This window comes from Amycolatopsis sp. NPDC004079, assembly GCF_040610415.1.
Lineage (GTDB): Bacteria > Actinomycetota > Actinomycetes > Mycobacteriales > Pseudonocardiaceae > Amycolatopsis > Amycolatopsis halotolerans.
The window spans coordinates 151,268-174,880 of record NZ_JBEXMH010000011.1 but is presented as its reverse complement, the minus strand read 5'-3'; the positions used below and the strand labels follow the sequence as shown (position 1 = coordinate 174,880).

The 23,613-nt window shown below is 69.2% G+C and carries 13 protein-coding genes; 6 read left to right on the top strand and 7 right to left on the bottom strand.

Annotated features, from left to right (window positions below; genetic code table 11):
* Positions 1 to 33 precede the first annotated feature (33 nt).
* Together ABZX37_RS14915 and ABZX37_RS14910 are read right to left on the bottom strand one after the other, a co-directional pair.
* The gene (locus ABZX37_RS14915) at positions 34 to 765 is read right to left on the bottom strand and encodes a GAF and ANTAR domain-containing protein (protein WP_354739663.1); all 732 of its coding nucleotides are present in this window, start codon (positions 763 to 765) and stop codon (positions 34 to 36) included.
* A gap of 191 nt (positions 766 to 956) precedes the next feature.
* Entirely contained in the window at positions 957 to 1,922 is a 966-nt protein-coding gene (locus ABZX37_RS14910; RefSeq protein ID WP_354739661.1) for an AraC family transcriptional regulator, read from the bottom strand.
* A 400-nt stretch (positions 1,923 to 2,322) separates the two neighbouring features.
* Between ABZX37_RS14910 and ABZX37_RS14905 the strand changes: the two genes are divergently transcribed.
* Positions 2,323 to 4,023, top strand: a complete 1,701-nt coding sequence (locus ABZX37_RS14905; RefSeq protein ID WP_354739659.1) for a DUF1003 domain-containing protein — start codon at positions 2,323 to 2,325, stop codon at positions 4,021 to 4,023.
* 165 nt (positions 4,024 to 4,188) lie between these two features.
* On the opposite strand, the gene ABZX37_RS14900 is transcribed toward ABZX37_RS14905, so the two are convergent.
* The 3 genes from ABZX37_RS14900 to ABZX37_RS14890 all read right to left on the bottom strand — a co-directional run bounded on the left by ABZX37_RS14900 (position 4,189) and on the right by ABZX37_RS14890 (position 6,104).
* Positions 4,189 to 5,016, bottom strand: coding sequence for a MarR family transcriptional regulator (locus ABZX37_RS14900; RefSeq protein ID WP_354739657.1), 828 nt, complete (start codon positions 5,014 to 5,016; stop codon positions 4,189 to 4,191).
* Between the two features lie 7 nt (positions 5,017 to 5,023).
* A complete protein-coding gene (locus ABZX37_RS14895; protein ID WP_354739655.1) occupies positions 5,024 to 5,452 on the bottom strand; it encodes a HutD family protein in 429 nt (142 codons plus the stop codon).
* 70 nt (positions 5,453 to 5,522) lie between these two features.
* Entirely contained in the window at positions 5,523 to 6,104 is a 582-nt protein-coding gene (locus ABZX37_RS14890) for a TetR/AcrR family transcriptional regulator (protein WP_354739746.1), read from the bottom strand.
* A gap of 104 nt (positions 6,105 to 6,208) precedes the next feature.
* Here ABZX37_RS14890 and ABZX37_RS14885 point away from each other — a divergent pair, with 104 nt between their 5' ends.
* The gene (locus ABZX37_RS14885; protein ID WP_354739653.1) at positions 6,209 to 7,159 is read left to right on the top strand and encodes a hypothetical protein; all 951 of its coding nucleotides are present in this window, start codon (positions 6,209 to 6,211) and stop codon (positions 7,157 to 7,159) included.
* A gap of 27 nt (positions 7,160 to 7,186) precedes the next feature.
* On the opposite strand, the gene ABZX37_RS14880 is transcribed toward ABZX37_RS14885, so the two are convergent.
* Entirely contained in the window at positions 7,187 to 8,011 is an 825-nt protein-coding gene (locus tag ABZX37_RS14880) for an SAM-dependent methyltransferase (protein ID WP_354739744.1), read from the bottom strand.
* Between the two features lie 235 nt (positions 8,012 to 8,246).
* On the opposite strand from ABZX37_RS14880, the gene ABZX37_RS14875 reads away from it, so the two are divergent.
* Together ABZX37_RS14875 and ABZX37_RS14870 are read left to right on the top strand one after the other, a co-directional pair.
* The gene (locus ABZX37_RS14875) at positions 8,247 to 8,432 is read left to right on the top strand and encodes a hypothetical protein (protein ID WP_354739651.1); all 186 of its coding nucleotides are present in this window, start codon (positions 8,247 to 8,249) and stop codon (positions 8,430 to 8,432) included.
* 508 nt (positions 8,433 to 8,940) lie between these two features.
* On the top strand, positions 8,941 to 9,978 hold the full coding sequence (locus ABZX37_RS14870) for a M48 family metallopeptidase (protein ID WP_354739649.1): 1,038 nt from the start codon (positions 8,941 to 8,943) through the stop codon (positions 9,976 to 9,978).
* A 180-nt stretch (positions 9,979 to 10,158) separates the two neighbouring features.
* On the opposite strand, the gene ABZX37_RS14865 is transcribed toward ABZX37_RS14870, so the two are convergent.
* Positions 10,159 to 11,619, bottom strand: coding sequence for a GH25 family lysozyme (locus ABZX37_RS14865; RefSeq protein ID WP_354739647.1), 1,461 nt, complete (start codon positions 11,617 to 11,619; stop codon positions 10,159 to 10,161).
* A 535-nt stretch (positions 11,620 to 12,154) separates the two neighbouring features.
* Here ABZX37_RS14865 and ABZX37_RS14860 point away from each other — a divergent pair.
* On the top strand, positions 12,155 to 12,661 hold the full coding sequence (locus tag ABZX37_RS14860; protein WP_354739645.1) for a hypothetical protein: 507 nt from the start codon (positions 12,155 to 12,157) through the stop codon (positions 12,659 to 12,661).
* Between the two features lie 135 nt (positions 12,662 to 12,796).
* The gene (locus tag ABZX37_RS14855) at positions 12,797 to 23,608 is read left to right on the top strand and encodes a LamG-like jellyroll fold domain-containing protein (protein WP_354739643.1); all 10,812 of its coding nucleotides are present in this window, start codon (positions 12,797 to 12,799) and stop codon (positions 23,606 to 23,608) included.
* Positions 23,609 to 23,613 lie beyond the last annotated feature (5 nt).

Sequence of the window (23,613 nt, the reverse complement as noted above, 5' to 3'; positions counted from 1 at the left end):
AACCAGCCAGCCACCCCTCGCCAGTCGACCCGTTCAGGCGATCGCCCGCAGCCCGGACGGGATTTCCCCTCGCACGACGAGCCCGGCCAGTTCGCTGAGCTTCAGCCGCCGCGCGCGGGCGTGCGAACGCAGCCGGTCGAAGGCTTCTCCGACCTCGATGCTCAGGTGCGCGGCGAGAATCCCCTTGGCCTGTTCGATCACGACGCGGGAGTTCAACGCCGACTGCAGCTGCCCGATGCTCTCGTCCTTGGTGCGCAAAGCCTGCTTCTGGGACAACCCGGCTCCGGCGGCGTCGGCCAGGACTTGGGCCAGCCGCAGGTCCTGCGCGACCGGAACCGACGGGGTAGTGCTGAACAACGTCACGGTGCCGACCGCGTGCTCGCCGGCGCGAAGCGGCACGGCGGCGACACGAGTGACACCGGCCCGCAGCGCCCGGGCGCTGAAGCGTGGCCAGCGCTGCGGTCCGGTGCCCGCGGGCCGCAGCGTGACCGGGGGCAGGACGGCACCGGTGCGGATGCTGTCCACCGCCGGGCCTTCGCCGAGTTCGAACTGGCTGCGCGCCAAGGGGAGGAACGCTTCGTCGGAGATGGCGAGGCAGTCCGCCTTCCCGGTCTCGTCGAGGACCGCGACCCCGGCGGCCCGTACGCCGACCAGCGCGGCCACGCTGGTCGTGAGGTCGTGCATCAGGTCCGGAACCGCCCGTTCGCGCGCGGCGAGGTTGAGCACGGCCTCGGCGACCAGCGTTTCGCGTTCGGTGGCAGGCATAGTTCCCCTCCAGGCAGGCGGGAACCGTGCGCGCGTGCGGCGAAGCGGGGTCCACCGGCTGCGCGGCGGTACGGCGCCGGCGTATGCGGCTGTCTGCCGCCTGTGTCCAGTGAAGCCCGGTTTCAGGTGACGAGGCCATGCCGATAACGCAGCACCTCGCGCCGGGTGTGCAGAAAACGCAGCGGTCCCGCTCAGGGGCCGCGCTGGACGAGGGTTTGGTGCGGGGAACAGCCGTACGCGGCGCGATAGGCGGCGGCGAACCGGCCGAGCTGGAAGAAACCCCACCGGGCGGCGACGGCGGTGACCGTGACGGTGCCCGACGGGTCGGCGGCGACCAGGTCGGCGTGGGCGTGGGAGAGCCGGACCTGGCGCAGATAGCCCATCGGGGTGGTGTCCAGGTGCCGCCGGAAGGCGACCTGCACCGTGCGGACGCTGACGTGGATGGCGGCGGCGATGTCGGCCACGGAGAGGTCCTGGTCGGCGTGCTCGTCGATGTAGGCGACCGCGCGGCGCAGGGTGTCCGAGTGCGCGTCGCGGCGGTCCGCGCCGGTGGGCTCGGTCGTCGCGGTGTTCGGGAACGCGACCAGCACGCTCGCGGCCAGCAGTTGCGAAGCGGCCGAGACGAGCAGCGGCTGCTGGCTCAGTTCGGGATCGGCGCAGACGCCGTCGCGCAGGTAGGCGATGGTGCGCCGCAAATGCTGTGCCGCCGCGGGGGAAACGGGCCGGTCGCCGACGAGCCGCACCGGATCGGGCCTGCGGCCGGGGAGCCCGGCGGCCACGCGGGTCAGCAACTGCGGGTCGAACATGACGAGGTTGTAGCTGGAACGGCGGATCACCCCGGCGTAGGGCCGGTCGTGCGGGGTGTAGACGAATACGTCGCCGGGGCCGAAGAACCCTTCCTCCCCGTCGGGAAAGTACTGCCGCACGATCGAACCGGAATGCACGTTGCCGAGACAGATTTTGCCGAGGGTCCCGGCGTCGTGGCTCATGTCGTAACTGAACTCGAGATCGTCCACGCTGACCGATCCCACGACATTGCGGGAGACGTGCGCCCGGGTCTGCTCGACGTCGCCGCCGATCTGCATCCTGGTGTAGGCCCTGCTGAGGAACTCCTCGGTGACTTCGAGGTCTTCGCTGTCGAAATCGAGCTCTTTCATCACGATTCCCGCCGGTCCCAGGCGTCCGCGCCGAATGCGAAAACGCTTCATCGGCGCCGGTCTTCCGGAACCTGGCTTTCCGTCGGGCCAGCGCTTCCGCAACGGTACCCCTCGCCGGGAAAGGCGGGGAGGGTGCATTTTTCCCAGTGCGCGCGAAATGATCGAGAAAACGATTTCTTTTCCCGAACGCCGCCTCTCCCCGATCCGCGCCCGCCTTCGAAAGTCCTCAGTGGACAGTCGAGCACGGGCGCCGTGGACCCCTCCCGGTCCGCGCCGGGATACTGGGGTGCAGAGACCGGCGGAAAGCGGAAAGGGGCTCGACGGTGACGCGGCGCGGATCCACTGAGCGAACGAAAGCGTGCTGGAAAGCCGCTGCGGCCACCGAATCCGGACGGATCGGGTGAACCGCCGCCGAATGCCGCGGCTGCGGCGACCGGCCACGACCGCGGACGAACAGGTCGGCTTCAACGGCGCGTTCGCGGCCGCGCTGACGCGTGCGGTCGGATCGATGCCCGCGCTGTATGTCGTGCTCGCTCTGGTCGCCGGGTGGATGGCGCTGGCGACCTGGGGTCCGCTGCGCGCGGCCGACCCGTACCCGTTCGCGTTCCTGCTCTTCCTCGACAACGTGGTGCAGCTGGTGCTGTGCCTGGTGATCCTGGTCGGCCAGCGGGTGCTGGGCGGCGCGGCCGACCGGCGTTCGATCCAGACCTACGAGAACGCCGAGGCCGTCTTCGAGCAGATCGCGGACCTGCAGCGGCATCTCGACCAGCACGACCGGGCGCTCAGCCGCGGCGTGAGCCTGCTGGAGTCGAGCCCGCACCCGTGGATCCAGCAGCACCGGGTGCAGCGGCCGCCGCAGGCGCTCGACCAGGCGGTGAGCGTCAACGGCCGGATCGCGGCGTGGCTGACGCAGCGGCTCGGCAGCATGTGGGCGTTCTACCTGGCCGCCGGCACGCAGGTGGTGTGGATGGGACTGGCCGGGCTGGGCGTGCAGACGCTGGACCCGTACCCGTTCGCGTTCATGACCTTCCTGTCCACGCTGGTCCAGCTGGTCTTCATGATCGTGATCATGGTCGGCCAGGGCGTGCTCGGCCAGGCCGGCGACCGGCGTTCCGAGCAGACCTTCCTCAACGGCGAGGCGGTCCTGCACGAATGCCGCCGGATGAAGGCCCGGCTGGAGGCGCAGGACCGGCTGATCGAGGACCTCAGCCGCTACACCCGCGGCGAGCTGATCGAGGATCTCGCGCGGGCTCTCCACGACGTCGACGGCCACGCCCAGCGGACCGTGCACGCCTGGGTCCCGCCCCGCTGGGACCAGGCCCCCGAGGAACACAAGGCGGTCACCCGCGCCCAGGCCCGACAGTTGGGCGAGCATCTGGCGTTGGTCGGCTGCGTGATGGTGCCCGCTTTCGACCCCGACCTCACCGTCGCGTTCGGCGACGACGAGGTCCTGCTGCTGGCCCAGCGCGAACACGACCGATGGCGGACCGAACAGACCTCCGGAGAACTGCCCGACCCGGACCTGGTCGACTGGGACGACCTGCCGGAGCCGGCGCGGACGCGGAAACTGCACGTCGCGCGCAGCATCCCGGGCCTGGTGGCCAGCGTCGGCATGCAGGTGGTCCGCGACGGACGCGCCCGCGGCGGCGCGGGCGAGGAGGACTTCACCGCCGAGGAATGGGCGACCCTGCAGCGGGCGATGATGGCGTCGGGAATCCTGGTCGGGCTCTCGGTCGGCGGCGTCGACTCGGACGAGATGTTCGCACTGGTGAAAACCTTGCGCGAGGCCAGTGTCGCGCACCCGAGGCGGTTCATCCGCGAGGTAGCGGCCTCGTCGGCCTTCGACACGGGCTTGCGGCCGGGCGTCAAATACTCCGAATACCTGCCGTACGCGGAAAAGACGATCCGCTCAGCCGCCGCGATCGTGGCGGGTACCGCGCCCGCGGAACTGCCGGACTTCCGCGAGTTCCTGGTGGAGATCGCCACGGTCGTCGCCGAAGTGAACCAGGAAGGCGGATTTCTCGGGGTCGGCGCGCAACGCCGGACGCCCAAGGAGGTCGCGGCGATGGATGCCGTCCGCCTGGCCGCTAGGCACGACTGAGGTCGCCTGATCGCCGAGGCCGCTCCGACGACGGCTCCGTAGCGCACGAAAACGTTGACCAGCGCGAGAAACGACGGCTGGCCGGGCGGGGCGGGCGATGCCGAGGTGCGTGAGGGGAACCCTGAGGGACTCAGAGTCTCTCAGGGTTCCCCTCACGGACTTAGGTCACTTCGATCCGGCGGCAACCAGCTTGGCGGTGATCGGTTCGAGCACAGCGATCAACTCGTCGAGTTCGGCAGCGGGCAGAGCCTCATACGGCGCGGCAGCCAGCTCATCGGTCAGGTCTTCGATGCCCTGCTTGAGCTCGCGCCCTGCGTCAGTGAAATGGCCGTCAGCGTCCACGAGCCCCCGCTCCCGCAACCCCGCCATGACCGCCGCCAGCCGTTTCTTCGGCAAGTGGTGAACCCGCCCGAACGACTCCGGCGGATGGAGGCCCATCTCCAGCGCCGCGAAAATGTGCGCCTCAGTCCCGCCGATCCGCGCGCCGACCAGGGCGGCGATGTGCCCGTCCCCGCGGTGTTCGCGCAGCATGGTCGCGGAATGCCACAGCCGGGCGACCGGGTCGCCCGGCACCGGAAGGGCGCGCATCCCGGCGTACATCACGCGGCCCACGGTGGGTGCGCTCGTCGCGGCCTTGGTGGTCAGATCGGCGGCGCGCACCAAACCCGGCGAGCTGGCCAGTTCGTCGCCGAGGATCCGGCGCACCGAGGCCGCGCTGCCCCGTTCGCGTGCGGCGACGGACGCCTCGGCCGGGATCGTCTCCCACGCGCTCGGGATGTGCCGCGCGGCCTCGCCCTCGGCGAAGTTGTAGAACGCCGCGTGCACGACCTCCGCCGACGGCCGTCCCAACGGTGCGGCGCGGCTGGCGAAATAGCCGTCCCAGTAGGTGCGGTGGCCGAGCGCGGCCAGTTCCTCGTTGCATTCGTCGGCGAAGAACGTGACGAGGCAGATCGGCTCCAGGAGCTCGAACATCCGCCGGGCAGTGCGGGTCATGGCTGCATCATGCCAGCGCGGTGAGGAAAACATCGGCGATTTGCCCGCCGAGATCGACGGTCGCGGCCACGCCGGCACTGCGGTCCGCCGCCGGGGCGCGCAGGACGACCTCGGCTCGGTACCGCCCGCGCCGGGTCATCACGTTCAAGGCTTGGGTCGGCTGATCGAGGGAGACCGTCACGGTGTCCTCTCCGGCGAACCGGATCTGGCCGCCGCGATCGAGGTCCGTCGTGGTCCCGTTGATCGTCAGCCGGAGCGGGCCGAGAGCGGTGAAAAGCCGGTCCACGCCGGGGAAAACCGAGAACGGGGCGTCTTCGAGAAGGTCCGCGACGCTGATCCGCCACAGTGTTTCGCCGGAGGGATCGGCGGCGAGTTCCCGCGTGGTGCCTGCTCCGTTGCGCCAGGGGACCGGGGTGACTTCGGACGGGTTGAGCATCAGAGCATCTCACCCGGTCTCGAGGGCGGATGCAAACGGTCCCCGCCGGTCCTCCGCGCGCTAAGCGGGGTCACTGTGGCAAAAGCGTGCGGACCGCGTCGGGGAATCCGGCTACTCCGTCCGGTCCGGAGAGCGCCAGGTTGAAGAGAAACCCGGGCAGGAGCGCCAAAATCGCCTGCGCGAGAGCATCCGCCGATGCACTGGTCCAGGTCCCGGCCTCCTGTCGGTCGCGGACAAGGCCGGCCACTTCGGCACTCATCTCGGCCGACGCGGCGGTGAGCCGTTCGGCGAGTTCCGGGCTGCGCTGGGCTTCCGACCAGACCAGCACCGCCATTGCCGCCAGTTGCCGGTCCCGATGAAGATCGCGCACGGCCTCCAGCAGCTCCGCCATCACCTCGCCGACGCCGTGCTCGCCGGTGCCGCGGGCGAGAGCGGCGCGCAGGACCCCGGTGACGTCGTCGAGATTCTGCGCGGCGACGGCGACGATCATGTCCTCCTTCTTCGGGAAGTACCGGTAGACCGCACCCGCGGACTTGCCCGCCTCGGCGAAGACGTCCTGCATCGACGTGCGGTGGAAGCCGTTGCGGAGGAAGCAGCGGCGCGCGGCCGCCAGGATTTCTCCGCGCTGGTCGTGCTTGTACTGCTGGCTCACCCTCGGCAACGTCCGCTCCCTCGACTTGACACTCCTCGCCTCCGCAGCCTAGCGTGAAAGAAAAGCGGATGTCCGTCCTCTTTTAACCTGCCGGAGAGCCCCTCATGCCGATGACACCCATCCCCGACGTCACGCTGACCCCGGTCGCGTCCTTCCCGGAGAAGTACTTCCCGGAAAACCTCGCCGTCCGCGCAGACGGTTCGGTGCTGGTCACCGTCCTCCTGCAGCAGGAGCTGTGGATCGTGCCGGAGCCGCAGCGCCCTGTTCTCGTGCACCGTTTCGACCATCCGGTCACGGGGATCGCCGAAGTGCTGCCGGACGTCTTCCTGATCAGCCTGACCGAGGGCTACACCACCCACGAATCGCACCTGGTCCGGCTCGACCTCACCGGCTGGACGCCCGGCGAACCAGTCTCCCCGGAGGTCATTTTCACGTTCGACGACCGCGTGCGCGCACTCAACGGCAGCTGTCTGCTCGGCAGCGGAGTACTGGCCGTCGCGGACTGCTTCGCCGGGCTGATCTGGCGTGTCGACCTCGATGCCGAGGCCCGCAGTGGGCAGGCCCGGATCTGGCTGGCCCACGACACGATGGCCGACGACCCGGACGCCGAGGTCGCCCCGCCGCGCCAGCCAGGCGTCAACGGTGTCCGGTACAGCGCGCGAACCGGGTACCTCTACTACACCTCGACGGCGCAGAAAGTCTTCATGCGAGTGCCCGTGGACCCCGCCACGCTCGATCCGGCGGGTGGTGCGGAATTCGTCGCCGCGATCGACAATGCCGACGATTTCGCGCTAGATGAGGAGGCCAGTTTCGCTTACGTCACCAGGCATCGCGCGAACACGCTGGACCGGGTGCCGCTGATCCCGCGGCACGGCAGCGAGGTCCGGCATGTGGCGGGGGAGCCGTTCGACGAACTTCTGGTGGGGCCGTCGAGCGCTGCCTGGGTGCCGGGCGAGGAGGGACGGGCCCTCTACGTGACCACGGACGGCGGGACTACCGCTCCGCCGGACGGCGTCTTCCGGAACGCGATGCTGCTGCGCGCCGACCTGCGGTGAGCCAATTAGTGTTGCGCTACCCCGGTTTTAGGGTTTGCGCGCGACCCCGGCCAGCATCGCGGCCTCGCTGGGGTCCGCGAAGTCGACGACCGGAGTGTTGAGACCGCTTTCCTCCGGATGCCAGGCGGCAGTCCACGTGACGCCGGGATCGAGCAGTTCGAAGTCTCCGAACAGGGCGCGGATTTCCGCGTTCGAGCGCAGCACGTGCTTGCTGACATTGGTGTCGTACAGCTGGATGACCGCGTGCAATTGGCGGGCGATGTCGTCGGGCAGTCCCTCGTGGGTAATCTGCGAGAGGACCAGATACGAACCCGGGGAAAGCATTTCCCGGTACCGCGCGATGGCCTCGGGCCCGAGGTCGCGGCCGTCCCGGCCGGGCTGCTGGATGTGCAGGACCGCGGTGACCAGCAGGGCGAGCGGTTGGTCGAGGTCGATGACCCCGGTCTCCGCGACGGACTCCCACAGTTCATCCGGTTCGCGAAGATCGCCCTGGATCACCGCGTGCCGTTCGGGATCGCCGTGGCGCTCCAGCAGGATCCGGGAGTGCGCGACCGCGACGGGTTCGCGGTCGATGTAGACGACGCGGGAGTCCGGCGCGACCTCGTCGGCGATCTGGTGCACGTTGCCCATCGTGGGAACGCCGGAGCCGATGTCGACGAACTGGCGCACGCCGAGGCGGACCAGGTGCCGTACCGCGCGGTGCAGGAAGGCGCGGTTGGCTCTGGCGCAGTACATGCCGGCCGGAAAGGCCGAAAGGACCATTTTGCCGAACTCGCGGTCGATGGCCCAGTTGGCCGTGCCGCCGAGATACCAGTCGTAAACCCGCGCCACGCTGGGGCGGTCGAGGTCCACGCCCGGGATGGGCTCCTCAGGTCCTTGCGCCACGCTGCCTCCCCCGCAGTCGTGACCAATCGTATCCAATCCGGGCGATCGCGCCGGACGGGCGTGCTGCTGGCTCTACTGCTGCCCGCTCTACTGCTGGCTCTGCTACTGGCTCTGTTGTCGGCTCTCGCTGGCATCGAGCGCAGTCGCGCGGACCGTGCGGTCGCGGCCGCCGTTTTTCGCCCGGTAAAGCGCGTCGTCGACGGTGAGCAGCAGCGGACTGAGCTCGCTGGCAGTGGCGGGAAAAGCACCGGCCCCGATGGAGGCGGTGAGTCCGGCGATGGCGACCGTCGAAGCGGCGGGCGCGTTCCAGCTCCCGTTCAGCGACCTCGTCCCGCCAAGCCGCGACGACGGCGAGGATGCCGGTCGCGGCGGAAAGACCTTCCGATGAAGGACTGCGCGGCCCACGGCCCGCGCCCTTCGAGATGCACGGTCGAGGCCGCGGTGAGCGCGCCGAGCCAAGTCCACTCCCACCCGTTAACCGAAGCCCGGGCACCGGTGACCGTGACCACTGCTACTGCCAGCAAGACGACAACCAGGACATAAGCGGTGACACCGCGGGTCCGGGCGGCCCACGGTCACCACCCCTTCCAGGCTGGCTGCGGCAATATCGCCCGGTCTGGCTTGCGCCGGTCCGCAACCGTCGAAATCGCGTACCCGAATTCCCCGCACGCGAAGACTCCGGCAAAAGAATGCTCCGTTCGGCCCATCCGCCCCACCCCATGCGACAGCCTGCCGTGTTCACAGTGGCACGCACCGTGCTCGGATAGTGGTCTGAACAACAGTGTCCTTGCCAGGGAGCCGAGTTTCCGTGGACGGGCAACAGGAATCGCCGTACCTCACAGTCGCGGAATGATCGGCATTGAGTAGGCTGCGGTCAGCGACTTCATGGGGGAGCAATGACTGACGAAATCGAACCCGCGCGCCGGGCCGCCGTCCGTTTTCCGGGAATCAGCCCGCGGGCTTACGAACATCCGGTGGATCGCGGCGCGCTCGCCACGCTGCGCGCGGTGCCCGGATTCGCTCAGGTGATCCGCGCCGTTTCCGGTTTCTACAACGAACGCGGCGAACGGCTGATGGCGCTGGCGTCGTCAATCCGCGTCGGGCCGCGGCAGTATCCGGAACTCGACCGGCTGCGCCACGAATGCGCCGAGACGCTGGATCTCCCCGCCGTGCCGAATCTGTTCGTCTACCAGGATCCGCGGCTGCAGGCGTCCGCGCTGGGCATGGACGAGCCGTTCATCCGGATCAGCACCGCGCTCGTCGACCAGATGAGCCACGAATCGCTGAGGTTCGCCATCGGGCACGAGATGGGGCACGTGCTGTCCGGGCACGCGGTCTACCGCACGATCATGGTGCGCCTGATCAGCCTCCAGCTGTCGATGTCCTGGACGCCGGTGAGCGCACTCGGCATCCGGGCGATCATCGCGGCGCTGAGCGAGTGGTACCGCAAGGCAGAACTGTCGTGCGACCGTGCGGGACTGCTCTGCGGCCAGGACCCGGCCGCGGCGTTGCGCGCGCAGATCCAGCTCGCCGGCGGGGTCGACCCGTCCCGCATCGACATTCCGTCTTTCCTTCAGCAGGGAGCGGAATACGAGTCGGTCGAAGACATCCGGGACAGCTTGCTGAAGCTGAAGAACGTCGAGACCGAGACCCACCCGTTCGCCGTGGTCCGGGCGACACAGCTGCAGAAATGGGCCGCGTCGGAGCAGTACCGGGCGATCCTGTCGGGCGAGTACCCTCGCCGCGACGACGACGCGCCGACGACGGACTGGAAGGACGACCTGAAGTCCGCGGCCAAGTCGTACAAGGATTCCTGGAACGCCTCGGCGGATCCGCTGACGAAGGTGTTCACCGAAGTCGGGGAAACGGTTGCTGGCGCGGCCAGCAAGGTCTGGACCAAGTTCGGCGGGGATTCGGGAAATGGCAACGGCTGAGGTTTGCCGGATCCTTGTTGCTAACGGGATCCGGTGGGCGGGTCACCGTCCGCCGCATCGCGAATCCGGCTCGTTCAGCTGAGAACGGCGGCCCGCGGATTGCCTGCGGGCCGCCGTTCTCAGCTGGTGCCGTTGACTGCTCGGAGCAAGCCCGGCGCGAGCCGGACTCGCCGTTTCTGGTCAGCTGTAGGCGACCTGGGTGGTCGAGTCGGCGCTGATCCAGGTGATGGTCCCGTGCTGGAAGGTGTTGCGGCGGCCGCCGGTGACGGCGAATTCGTCGCTGGTCGGGTAGCCGAGGCGGCCCTTCTCCCAGCCGAGGTCGGCCCACTTTTGCCGGATGGCTCCGTGGATCGATTGCGCGCCGGTGGCCGGGGTCCAGTAGATGGATGAGCCTTGGGCGCCGTTGAAGTGGTTGTAGCGGCCGATTCCGTCGGGTGTGGTGCCCTGGTCGGTGGTGGGATAGCCGAGCCCGCGTTCCCAGCCCAGCGCGGCCCATTTGTCCCGGATGGGGCCGCGGATGGACTGGGCGCCGGTGGCGGAGGTCCAGTAGACCGAGGCGGTGTTGGTGAAGTGGTTGTAGCGGCCGGTTCCGTCCGGCGTGCCGGTCTCGTCGGTGGTGGGGTAGCCCAGTCCGCGTTCCCAGCCCAGCGCGGCCCATTTGTCCCGGATGGCTCCGTGGAGCGATCGCGCGCCGGTGGTCGAGGTCCAGTAGATCGAGCCCGAGTTGGTGAAGTGGTTGTAGCTGCCGCTGCTGTCGGGGGTGAGGGTTTCGTCGGTGGTGGGCAGGCCGAGGAAGCCGTTGGGGCCGCCGAGTTCCTGGTAGTGCTGGGCGATCGCGCCGTGGACGGCGTAGGCGCCGGTGGGCGGGTTGTAGCCGATGACGCCGTACTGGTAGTTCTGCGCCCAGCCGCCGCCGGCCGGGTACCGGTTGCCGGTCGGGGTGCCGAGGTAGGACGTCGAGCCGCCGAGTGCGTTGTAGTGCTCGGTGATCTTGTCGGGTTCGGTGCCGGTGGCGAGGGTCTGGAGGTCGGTGAGGCTGCCGTTGAAGACGTCTTGGTCGCCGGGGAAGGTGCCCGACGTCGCGGTCTGGGCGAAGGTGTAGTCGGTCCAGCTGGCGGGCATCGTGATGGTGGCGGCGATCCACAGTGGATCGTTGGCGAAGCCGGGGTTGTTGCCGGTGCAGTGGTTCCACCAGCCGTTGGTGGTGTAGATGACCGGCCACCGGTTCGTGCGGTCGTGGATCGTGGTGGTGAAGTCGGTGATCCAGGCGGTGATCTGGGCCGGGGTCATGTTGTAGCACCAGCCGGTCCAGTCCGCGGTGCTGTAGGGGTTGTACTCGATGTCGAGCACGGGCGGGAGGGTCTTGCCGTCGGCGACCCAGCCGCCGCCGTGGCTGAGGAAGAACTGCGCCTGCGCCGCGCCGGTCGAGGTGTCGGGCAGGCCGAAGTGGTAGGCGCCGCGCAGGATCCCGGCGTTCGCGGAACCGGCGTAGTTGGTCACGAACTGCGGGTCGATGTAGGTCGTGCTTTCGGTGGCCTTCATGTACGCGAACTTCGCGCCGTTGCCCGCGGCCGCGCCCCAGTCCACAGTGCCCTGGTAGTGCGACACGTCCATGCCCGGCGTCGTCACCCCCGCCGCCATGGCCGTGCGCGGGGCTGCTTTCGGCGTCGCGGCAGGGTCTTTGCCGATCGTGGACCCCAGGTAGTCAGAACCCGGATGCGCTGGCGCACTTGCCTTCGGCGTACTCGGGGCCGCCGGACTTCCTGACGCGACGGCCGGTGTCCCGGCCAACCCGCACGTGAGCAAGACGGTGACCGCACCCGCGCTCACCGCACTACGAAACCATCTCACCGCAAACCTCCACCCGGTATCTGTCCACACCGCTATCGCCGGGGGCCGGGAAGCGTTACCGGTGATGCGAAGAAAATTCGGAGAGTGGGAAACGACGCGGCACCGTGCGCCGCGGCCGGATCCGGAACACGGAATACCAGTGCCCGGACTGGTCCGGCCGCCCGCACGACCTGTCCCTCGTGGGGAACTGTCGTGGAGCGAACGGTGTGGTTGGGCAATTTCCCCTCGGCTTTGCCGCGGCCGGGCGGCACCGTACTGTCCCCGAAGCGGTGGGGCACACTACCGCGAGTGCGTCCGGCGACGGCCGCGGAAACGAGGGGGTCTTGTGCGGCGTTGGGTTGTGGCCGCGGCGGCGGGAATTGTCGTCGCCGGTGCGGTGGCCGCGGCGGTGTGGTGGCCCTCGGGAGACGATTCGGGCCTGCCGCCCGCTCGGGCGCGGGTGTACGCGGACTTCTCGGCCTGCCTGCTGACCGGGGGGCAAGGTCTCGCTAGCCCCGGCGCCGGTGCGGTCTGGGCCGGCTTGCAGGACGCGTCCGGCGACACCCGGATCAAGGTCTCCTACCTCGCCGCGTCCGGACCGGCGACTGAAGCGAATTACCTGCCATACCTGAATTCCCTGGCGCAGCGGCGATGCGACGTCATCCTGACGGCGGGGGAGCCGGGCACGTCGGCGGCGCTCGCGCAGGCCGCCGCGCACCCCGCCATTCGCTTCGTCGCGGTCGGCGGCACCGGTCGCGAAGGCCCCAACGTTTCCGCTGTGCGGGTGACTGATCACGTGCGCGGGGACGTCGCCGAAACCGTGCGGGCAGCGGCCCGCGCGGCCGGGCGCTGAGGAATTAGTACCCGTTCATCCGATTTACGGATTATTTGTCCGATTTCTTCTGTGTCGTGCATCGCGAGGATTAGTCGTTTAGGAGTCTTTTCTGGACAGTCGCCCCTGTGGTGAACTTTCTCGCCGTTCGCGGGGATGGCCATCATCGAGGGGGAACCAGTGCGTCGAGGCGTCACGAGATCTTGTGCTGCCGCAATACTTCTGGGCCTCGGGCTTTCTCTGGGCACCGGACAGGCAGACGCGGCCCAGCTGGCCGCGGGGCAGCGCCCGGTCACCGAACTGGGCTCGTGGCTCGGTTCGCTGTTCTCCGGTTCTTCGGAGTCTTCCCCGCACTGGGGCGCGACGCCCCGGCAAGCGGGCGGCACGGCCGAAGGCAAGTCGCACGACGCGAGCACCGCGTCGACCCGCGCGAGCGGCGGCACGGGCGACGTTCCCGACACCGGACCCGGTGAGCTGCCAGAGAATCGCGGCCACGCCCGGAAGGTGAATCCGGGACCGAGCGGCGTCGCCACCCGCGGGTTCGACGCGGCGACGAGCCGGCGCGACGCGCTGAAGTCGAGCGCCACGATGAACTACTTCCTCAACGCGGACGGCTCGGTCACCCGGGACTACACGCGCGGTCCGGTCAACTTCGCCGACGGCGCCTGGGGATGGAAGCCGATCGACACGTCGGTACACGGCGACCAGGACGGCCGCTGGCACGAAACCGCGAACTCGTTGTCGGTCGATTTCGCCGGCAACGCGGCGGATCCGGCGCTGGCGAAGCTGGCCGTCGACTCCGGGCACGCGGTCTCCTACGGTCTCGACGGCGCCCGTTCCGTGCCGCCGCGCGTGGACGGCCGCGCCGCGACCTACCCGGACGCGTTGCCCGGCACCGACCTCGCGCTCGAGCCCACCGCCACCGGGCTGAAGGAATCGCTGGTCCTGCACTCGGCGAGCGTGCCGAACACGTGGCTGTTTCCGTTGACGCTCAACGGGTTGACCCCGCGCCTGGAGTCCGACGGGTCCGTCAGCCTGCTCGACGGCGCAGGGGCGATGCGGCAGCGGATTCCGCGCGGGTACGCCTTCGACTCGCATGTCGACCCGGTCTCCGGGGTTCCCGCCACGACGTATGCCGTCGGCTACGAGCTGACGACCGCCGCGGGCAAGCCCGCGCTGAAGGTCACGCTGGACCCGAAGTGGCTGGCCGACCCGGCGCGGGTGTTCCCGGTGACAGTCGACCCGACCTTCACCGACGCACCGGCGTCGACCTATGCCGAGATCGGCGCGCCCGGCGACCACTCGATGGAGAAGGTCGTCAAGATCGGGTCGTACAACTCCGGCCCCGATTCGGCGAACACGTTCCTGCAGTTCCCGAAAGACCTTGACGGGTCGCAGGTCACGGTCAGCGCGGCGACGCTGAAGCTGTTCGACACGTGGGCTTCGACGTGCACCCCCACGCGCTTCGACGTCGCGCCGGTGACGCAGGCGTGGACGCCCTCGACCGTGACCGCCTACCCCGGGCCTTCCTACGGCGCGAGCATCGGCAACGCCACTCCGTCGGTGCCCACCGCGTGCGCCAACCGCGCGGCCGACCGGACGAAGGGCGACTGGGTCAGCGTGCCGTTGTCCACGGCGACTTTCACCGGCTGGGCCAACGGATCCGTCGCGGACAACGGCCTCGCGGTCTACGCGGCGACCAATGACGCGTCACACTGGAAGCAGTTCGACTCGTGGCTGATGAACGCCGGCTACCAGCCGGTGCTGTCGCTGACGACGAGCGGGAACGTGCCTCCGGTCGTCGACTCGGCCTACCCGGGATCCGGCGGGACGACGACCAGCCTCGTGCCGTTCCTGTTCGCCACCGCCCACGACATCGACGCCGGCCCCGGCGCGCTGAAGTACCGCTACCAGGTGGCCGACTCCGCGGGCGCGACGATCGCCGATTCCGGGCTGGTCAACGAGGGCACCTGGCGCGTGCCCGCCGGGAAGCTGAAGTACAACCAGACCTACTACTGGGCGGTCCAGGCCTACGACGGAGCGTCCTATTCGGCCGACCCGCCGTGGAACCCGCTCACCGTCCAGGTGGACCAGCCGCTGGTGACGTCGTCGCTGTCGCAGAACACCGGGGTGCACGGAGTCGAGCCGAGCATCGGCAACTACACGACCTCGGCGACCGACGCCGAGGTGCGCACCGTCGGCCCGGCGCTGTCGGTGGTGCGCGACTACAACTCCCGCGACCCGCGGTCGACCGGCGCGTTCGGCGCGGGCTGGTCGAGCGTGTTCGACGCGCGCGCGGCCGAGCAGTACGACTTCGACGGATCCGGCGCGGTCGTGAGCGTCCTCGTGACCTATCCCGACGGCTCCGAGGTCGGATACGGCAAGAACGCCGACGGCACGTTTTCCCCGCCGGCTGGGCGATTCGCCACGTTCAAGGCGATCACCGGCGGGTACAGCCTCACGGACAAGAACGACACCGTCTACACCTTCACGCAGTCCCTCGGCTCCGGCGCCTACCGGCTTTCGTCCATCGCGGACGCGAGCGGCCGCACCGTGAACCTGACGGTGTCGGGCGGCCAGGTCACGGCGCTGACATCCGCGGTTTCCGGCCGTGCGCTGCACCTGAACTGGACCACGCCGACCGGTGCGACGAGCCCGCACGTGGCCTCGGTCTCGACCGACGACCTGACCGCGGGCGCACCGCTCACCTGGACCTACAACTACACCGGCGACCAGCTCGCCAGCGTCTGCCCGCCGGGCACGACGACCGGCTGCACCCGGTACGGCTACACCGCGGGCTCGCCGTACCGCACCGGCGTGCTCGATCTCGGGCCGCATTCGTTCTGGCCGCTGGCCGAGACAACCGGCACCACCGCGGCGAGCGCGGTCCTGACCAACGAAGGCACCGACGCCGCGACCTATCACGACGTCGCGCTCGGACAGCCGGGTCCGCTCGCCGGATCCGCCGCGACCTCCGCCGGGTTCAACGGCACGTCGTCGTACCTGCAGCTTCCGCGCGCGGACGCGGCCGCCCCGAACACGATGTCGGTTTCGATGTGGTTCAAGACCGCGGCGGCCAACGGCGTCCTGTTCTCCTACAGCACCATGCCGTTGAGCGAGACCACGAGCCCGGCCTCGCAGTACACCCCCGCGCTTTACGTCGGCAATGACGGCAAGCTGGTCGGCGAGTACTGGACCGGCGACACGACCAAGACGATCACCACGGCCAATCCGGTCAACGACAACGCCTGGCACCACGTCGTTTTCACGCATTCCTCGACCAGCCAGGGCATGTACCTCGACGGCCAGTTCGTCGGCTCCTCGATCGGCGCGATCATGCCGATGGGCCCGCAGAACCGCTACATCGGCGCCGGGTTCCTCGGCAACGCCTGGCCCGACCAGTCCCACACCGGGCAGCCGGGCACGGCCACGTTCTTCAACGGCCAGATCGCCGACGTCGGCATCTGGGACAAGTCCGTTCCCGGCACCCGGGAGCTGCCGCTCTACCAAGCGGGCACACAGCAGGAAAGCCTGCTCACGTCGATCACCCGGCCCAGCGGGGCGGTGCACACGACCGTCTCCTACGACCCGGTTTCCCAGGCGGTCACTCAGATCGGCGACGAAAACGGCGGGACGTGGAAGTACGCGCCGCTGACCGCGACCGGTTCGAGCCAGGTCTACCGCGGCGCTGTCCTCGGCTCGAATCCCGAGCTGTACCAGCGATTGGCGGACGCGCCGGGCACCGCCTCGCCCGCAGGCGAGGTCAACTACCGCCCTTCCGCCTACACCAACGCGACGCTCGGTGTCCCCGGCCGGTTCACCGACTCGACCGCGGCGAAGTTCCCCGGCGCCGTCGGCGGGGTCACGTTGCCGGATCACCTGGTGAGCGCGTCGAGCACCTCGTCGGTCGAGATGTGGTTCTCGACGACGTCCACCGCCGCCGGAGCGCTTTTCTCGACCGGCGGCTCCGCGCTCGGCGCGGCGAACCCGTCCGGCGGCGCCATGCCGGTGCTGTACGTCGGGACCGACGGGAAACTGCACGGCCACTTCTGGGACACCACCGTGGCAGGCATGGCGTCGGCCGCCAAGGTCAATGACGGCAAGTGGCATCACGTCGTGCTGACCGGAGCGAACACCGCCCAGGTCCTCTATCTCGACGGCCAGCAGGCCGGCACGTTGTCCGGCCAGATCGGCAACTACGACCCGCTGAACTTCGTCGGGGCCGGTGTCTTCAACAGCAACGGCTGGCCCGCCGCGCCGTCCGGGACCACTTGGAACTACTTCGCCGGTTCGATCGGCGAGGTCGCCTACTACCGGTCGGCGCTGTCCGCGTCCGAAGTCGCCCAGCACTTCCTCGCCGCGGGCAACTCCCAGGGGCTCGCGCCGATCACGACGGCGACGATCACCGACCCCGGCGGCAAGACCGCGGTGCAGCAGTACGACCCGGGCGCGGGCAACCACAAGGTTTCCGAGACCGACACCGGGGGCAAGCGCACCAGTTACGGCTACGACACGTCGGGCTTCCTGCACACGACCACGGACCCGAACGGCAACGTCGTCACCGTCGGCCACGACGTGCGCGGCAACGTCGTATCGCAGACCACGTGCCAGAACCAGGCCGCGGAGAAGTGCTCGACGTCGTACTCGACCTACTTCCCCGACGACACCACCGCGCAGCTGACCACAGCCGACGCGCGCAACGACCTGATGCTGACTTCGCGGGACCCGCGGTCGGCGAACGCGAGCGATCCCGCGTATCTGACGACATTCGGTTATGACACGGCGGGCAATCGCACCACGGTCACCACGCCGCCGGTGCCGGGATTCCCGAACGGGCGCACCACCAAGATCACCTACAGTGACGGCACCGCCGCTTTCCCCGCGGCCGATTCCGGCGCTGTGCCCGCGGGCCTGCCGGTGAAAACCGTCTCTCCCGGCGGCGCGGTCAACCAAATCGCGTACCTGCACAACGGGGACGTCGCGAGCACGACCAATGCCGACGGCCTGGTAACCCGCTTCACCTACGACGCGCTCGGCCGGATGCTGACGAAGACAGCGGTCTCCGACAGCTTCCCGGCAGGGCTGGCCACGTCCTACACCTACGACGGGAACGACCAAGTCGTCTCGCAGACCGACCCGGCGGTGACGGACCGGGTGACCGGCGCGGTGCACACCGCCGTCACCTCGAGCGTCTACAACGCCGACGGCAGCCTCGTGTCCCAGACGGTCGCCGACGGCAGCGGCGGCGACTCGGCCCGGACCACCAGTTCGACCTACAACGACAAGGACCAGGTCGAGTCCACGACGGATGCGAACGGCGCCGTCACCACCTTCACCTACGACGCCTACGGCAACAAGAAGAGCGAAACCGACGCCAACGGCACCGAAACCGACTGGGCCTACGACGGCGAAGGCCGCCTGCTGTTCCAGGGCGTCTGGTACACCGGCAGCCCCGTCGACCCCAAGCCGGCGACGTTCCTGACCCAGAAGTCCAACGCCTACGACCCGGCCGGGCGGCTGGCGTCGGAAACGGACTCGATGGGCAACGTCACCGCCTACACCTACACCGACAACGGGCTCACCGCGACGGTCACGCGCAAGGACCCGAGCGGGCAGCAGTCGTTCGTCGCCGAGTCCAATACCTATGACGCGGCGGGCGATCTGGTCGGCAAGGTCACCGGCAACGGCGCGAACACCTCGTCGTCCACAGTGGACGCTGCCGGGCGCGTCGAGCGGACCGTGGACGATCCGGGCGGGGCCGCGCGCACGACGTCGGTCTCCTACACCCCGGACGACAAGGTCGCGACGAGCATGCAGTCCGACCCGTCGGGCCGCAGCCGCACCGTCAGCACGGCTTACGACCCGATGGGCGTGCTCACCTCGCGTTCGATCTCCTCGGACGGCACCGGGCACCCGGTCGGCTGGTGGAAGCTGAACCAGACCTCCGGCACGGCGGTCACCGACTCCTCCGGGAGCGGCAACCCCGCCACCGCCACAGCGGTCACGTGGTCCGGCGACGCCGCGAACCTCGACGGCACCGCCTCCCAGATCGCCACCGGCGGCCCGGTGCTGAACACCGCGGCGAGCTACACCGTGTCCGCGTGGGTCAAGCCGGCGGCGTTCGGCGCGGGGTTCCAGACGTACGTGGTCCAGAAGGCCACCGTGATGAGCGGCCTTTACCTCGAATACGACTCGAGCACGCACAAGTGGTCCTTCTCGCGGTTCGGCACGGACGCGTCGAACGCCACGCTCTACCGAGCCGAGTCGGCCGCCGACGCGCAGGCCGGCGTGTGGACTCAGCTCACCGGCGTCTACGACTCCGGCACCGGCGCGATGACGCTTTACGTCAACGGGGCGGCGGCGGGCAGCGCCACCGACCCGACCCCGCTCGCGGCCAACGGCCCGCTGGTGATCGGCCACGGCTGGTACAACGGCGCCAACGGCAACTACGCGACCGGCCAGGTCAGCGGGGTCCAGGCTTATTCCCGGGCGCTCTCGGCGGCCGAGGTCTCGACCGTCTACAGCGGCGGGCACAGCGGCGGGACCGTCGCGTCGTCGCCGGCTGAAACCACCACGTGGACGGTCGACCAGCGCGGTCTGCCGACCTCGATGACCGACGCCAACGGAAGCACCACTTCCTACGCCTACGACGAGGCCGGAAAGCCCGCCGTCACCACGGCACCGACGGTCAACGCGGAGACCAACGGTGGAGCACCCGCCGCAGTGCATCCCGTCACGACCACCGGCTACAACACCTTTGGCGAGCCGGTCGAAGCCGTCGACCCCAACGGCAACCAGGTCACCACCGTCTACGACGCGGCGGGCCATCCTGTCTCGGTCACCAACCCGAACTACACCCCGCCCGGCGGCGGCGCGCCGATCACGGCGACCACCGTGCGCACCTTTGACAAACTCGGGCAGGCCGTCGCCGACAAGGACCCGCTCGGACACGTCACGAAGGCGGACTACGACCAGCTCGGCAACGTCGTCCAGGTGACGAAACCGTCCGGTGCGAAGACCGTGTCGACCTTCGACACCAACGGCGACCGGCTCTCGAGCACCGACGCGAACGGCGCCCGGACCGAGGCGACGTACGACTTCTTGTCCCGGCCGTTGACGGCGACCGTGTTCGAGCGCTACCCGAGCACGTTGACCGCCACGACGACGAACTCGTACACCGCCTCCGACACCAACCCGGGCGGAGCGAACCTCGCGTCGACCAAGACGCCGGCGGGCGCGGTGACGTCCTACGGCTACAACGCTCTCGGCGAAACGACCTCCGTCACCGACGCCGCCGGGAACACCACCCGCTACGGCTACAGCTACTTGGGCGAGAAGGCGTCGGTCACCGCCGCCGACGGCACGTCGACGTCGACGGCCTACGACCAGTCAAGCCGTCCGGTCCAGGTGACCCGCAAGGACGCGACCGGCGCGGTGCTGCAGCAGACGTCGGCGGCCTACGACGCGGGCGGCCGCATGACGTCCAGTGTGGACGGACGAGGCACGGCGCGGACGTTCACCTACGACGCGGCGAACCGGCTGGCCAGCGAGATCCAGCCGGTGTCGGCGACGTCGTCGATCACCACCGCGTTCGGCTACGACGCGGCGGGCAACCGGACCAGGTTCACCGACGGCCGCGGCAACGCGACCGTCACCCGTTACAACTCGTGGAACCTCCCGGAAGCCCAGCTGGAACCGACCACGGCGATCTACACCGCCGACGCCGACCGGACCTTCACCGCGGTCTACGACGCGGCGGGCCGCCAGGTCCAGCAGACCCAGCCGGGCGGGGTGAGCGTGTCGGCCGGCTACGACGACGACGGCAACCTCGTCAGCCAATCCGGCAGCGGAGCCGACGCCGCCACCGCGACCCGGACCTTCGGGTACGACCCGGCCGGGCGGATGACCTCGGCGGCCACCACCGAAGCCGGCACCGCGGGCCACGCGGACCACCAGGCGGCCACCAGCGAAACCTTCACCTACAACGACCGCGGCGCGCTGCTCACCGCGAACGGCTCGGCAGGGTCGTCGTCGTTCGCCTACACCGCCGACGGACTGATGAGCGCCCGCACGGACGCGGCGGGCACGACGTCGTACGGCTATGACAGTGCCGACCGGCTTTCGAGCATCGCCGACGCGGTCACCGGCGGCAGCCAGACGTTGAGCTACAACGCCCTCAACCAGGTCAGCGGAGTCAAGTACGGCACCGGGAACACCCGGACCTACAGCTACGACGGCCTGCACCGGCTGACCGGCGACGCGCTCAAAACGGCCGGCGGAGCGGCGATCGCTTCGGTGGCCTACGGATACGACGCCGACGACAACCTCACCTCGAAAACGACCGCGGGCTTCGCGGGATCGGCAGCCAACACCTACACCTACGACCTGGCCAACCGGCTCGCGTCCTGGAACAACGGCACGAGCACGGTCGAGTACGGCTACGACGCCGCGGGCAACCGCACGAAGGTCGGCTCGTCGACCTACACCTACAACGAGCGGGACGAGCTGACGTCCGACGGTTCGAACACTTATCGTTACAGCGCAAGGGGAACGCTGCAGGAACGCGCCTCGTCGACCGGTACCCTGATGTCGCGTTCGGACGCGTTCGGCCAGATGACCGAGCAGGGGACGCAGTCCTTCGGCTACGACGCGCTGGCCCGGAACCTGACCGACACGACCAGCGACACGGGCGCGACGGCAGCGACGTTCTCCTTCTCGGGACTGGGCAACACGATCGCGTCGGACGGCACGTCGACCTACAGCCGCGATCCTGGCGGCGGCCTCGTCGGTGTCGCTGCCGGCGGCGCCGGGGCGTTCGCGTTCGTCGACCAGCACACCGACGTCGTCGGGACGTTCACGGCGAACGGGTCCACACTGGACGGTTCGACGTCGTACGACCCGTTCGGCAACGTGCTGGCGTCCCAGAACCCGAAGGGACAGCTGGGATACCAGTCGGGCTGGACCGACCGCTCGACCGGCAACGTGAACATGGCGGCCCGCTGGTACAACCCGGCGGTCGGGCAGTTCATGAACCGGGACACGGTGTCCAACAACCCGGTGCCGAACCCGATGGAGGCGAACAAGTTCGCCTACGTCGACGACAACCCGATGACCGGCACGGACCCGTCCGGGCACGGGCTGTTCGACTGGTTCAACAACACCATCGTCAAACCGGCCGCGTCGTTCGTGTACCACAACGTTGTCCAGCCGGTCGCGCACTTCGTGAACACGTACGTGGTGCAGCCGGTCGTGCACGCGGCGGTGGCGACCTACCACGCCGTGCGCGACGTCTACCACGCCGCGGCGCGGGTGGTGCGGACCGTCTACCACCACGTGGTGCGGGTCGTGCGAAAGGTGTACCGCGCGGCGGTGCACGTGGTGAAAACCGCCTATCACGCAGTCGCGAAAGTCGTGAAGACCGCGGCACACGCGGTTGCCCACGCGGCGAGAGCAGTAGCGCACGCCGCGGTGTCGGCAGCGAAAACGGTCGGCCATGCGGTCGCGACAGCTGCGGTGGCAGTAGGCCATGCGGCAGCATCAGCGGCCTCGCACGTAGCCACGTTCGTCAAGGACCACGCGTCGACGATCGCGGGCATCGCAGCGGGCGTCGTGGTCGGCGCGGCGTGCACGGCGGCGACCTTAGGCATCGGCGCGGTCGGCTGCGCGGCCATCGGTGGCGCCGTCGGCGGCGCGGTGTCGTACGGAATGGACTGCTCGAAAGCGCACAACTGTTCGGTCGGCGGTGCGGTGGAAGCAGTCGGTCTAGGCGCACTGGGCGGTGCTCTGGGCGCCGGATTGGCGGGCCCGCTGGGCGGCAAGCTGGTGTCGGAGGCACTGGACGGCGTCCTGCCAGAGGTCGCGACGCAGGGTTTGGTGGGCGCGGGTTCCGGAGCAGTCAGCGGCGGTGTCACGGCGTTGGCCGGTTACGGCTTGAACTGCGGCCGGAACTGTTCGGTGAGCGGTGCGCTCGCGGCCGCCGGATCCGGCGCACTGGCCGGCGGAGCGGGCGGCGCGGCATTCGGCGCGGCAGGCGGTCTGCGGGCTCGTGGACGGAGTTCCGAGGGTACGCCGGAAGAGTGCCACAGCTTCCTGGCCGGGACGAAGGTGTTGCTGGCGGACGGTTCGAGCAAGCCGATTTCGTCGCTGAAAGCCGGGGATCGGGTCGCGAACTCGAAGCCGGGCAAGGCAGGCTTGGAAACGCACCCGATCGACCGGGTGATCGTGACGGAGACGGACCACGATTTCGTGGACCTGAAAGTGAAACCGAGCCGAATCCGCCGCGCGGTGGGCCGGGTGGCAGCAGGCCTCGCGGTAGCCGCAGCGGTAGTGACCGGCGGCGGCGTCCCGGCGTCAGCGGCACCGGCGACGCTGACGACTACGTATCACCACCCGTTCTACGACGTCACACGCGGCGCGTTCGTCGAGGCTGTCGATCTGCATGCGGGCGACCGCCTGCAGACCGCCGACGGCGGCGAGGCGACTGTCGAGGAGGTGACGCCGTACCACTCGACGGAGGTTACGTATGACCTCACGATCGATGAGCTGCACGCGTACTATGTCTACGCTGGCGACACCCCGGTTCTGGTCCACAACTGCGGTGATGCTCTAGCGTCCTACGCCGCCAGCCAACGGGAGGTGCCGGGCACAAAGTTCGCATCGGAGTACACCTCGCCTTCGGGACAGCGGTACTACAGCACGAACCGGCACGGTACGAATGGCGATTTGAAAGAAATGCCCGAACTGCAGGATGCCGCTTCTTCGGCTGGACATCACGGCGGCTGCGCTGAGGTCGGCTGCCTTATCCAGGCATACGCCGCAGAGGGTCCGGACGCGATTTCCGGTGGAGACATGCGTACAGTCAACGTTCGAAATCCACGGTCTCCCCGGGCTGCGGAGCAGGGCATGCCCGCCTATCCCTGCGGAAGATGCCGGCGGTTGCTCGACGGGCTCGGAATCGGATCGGAATAGGTGAG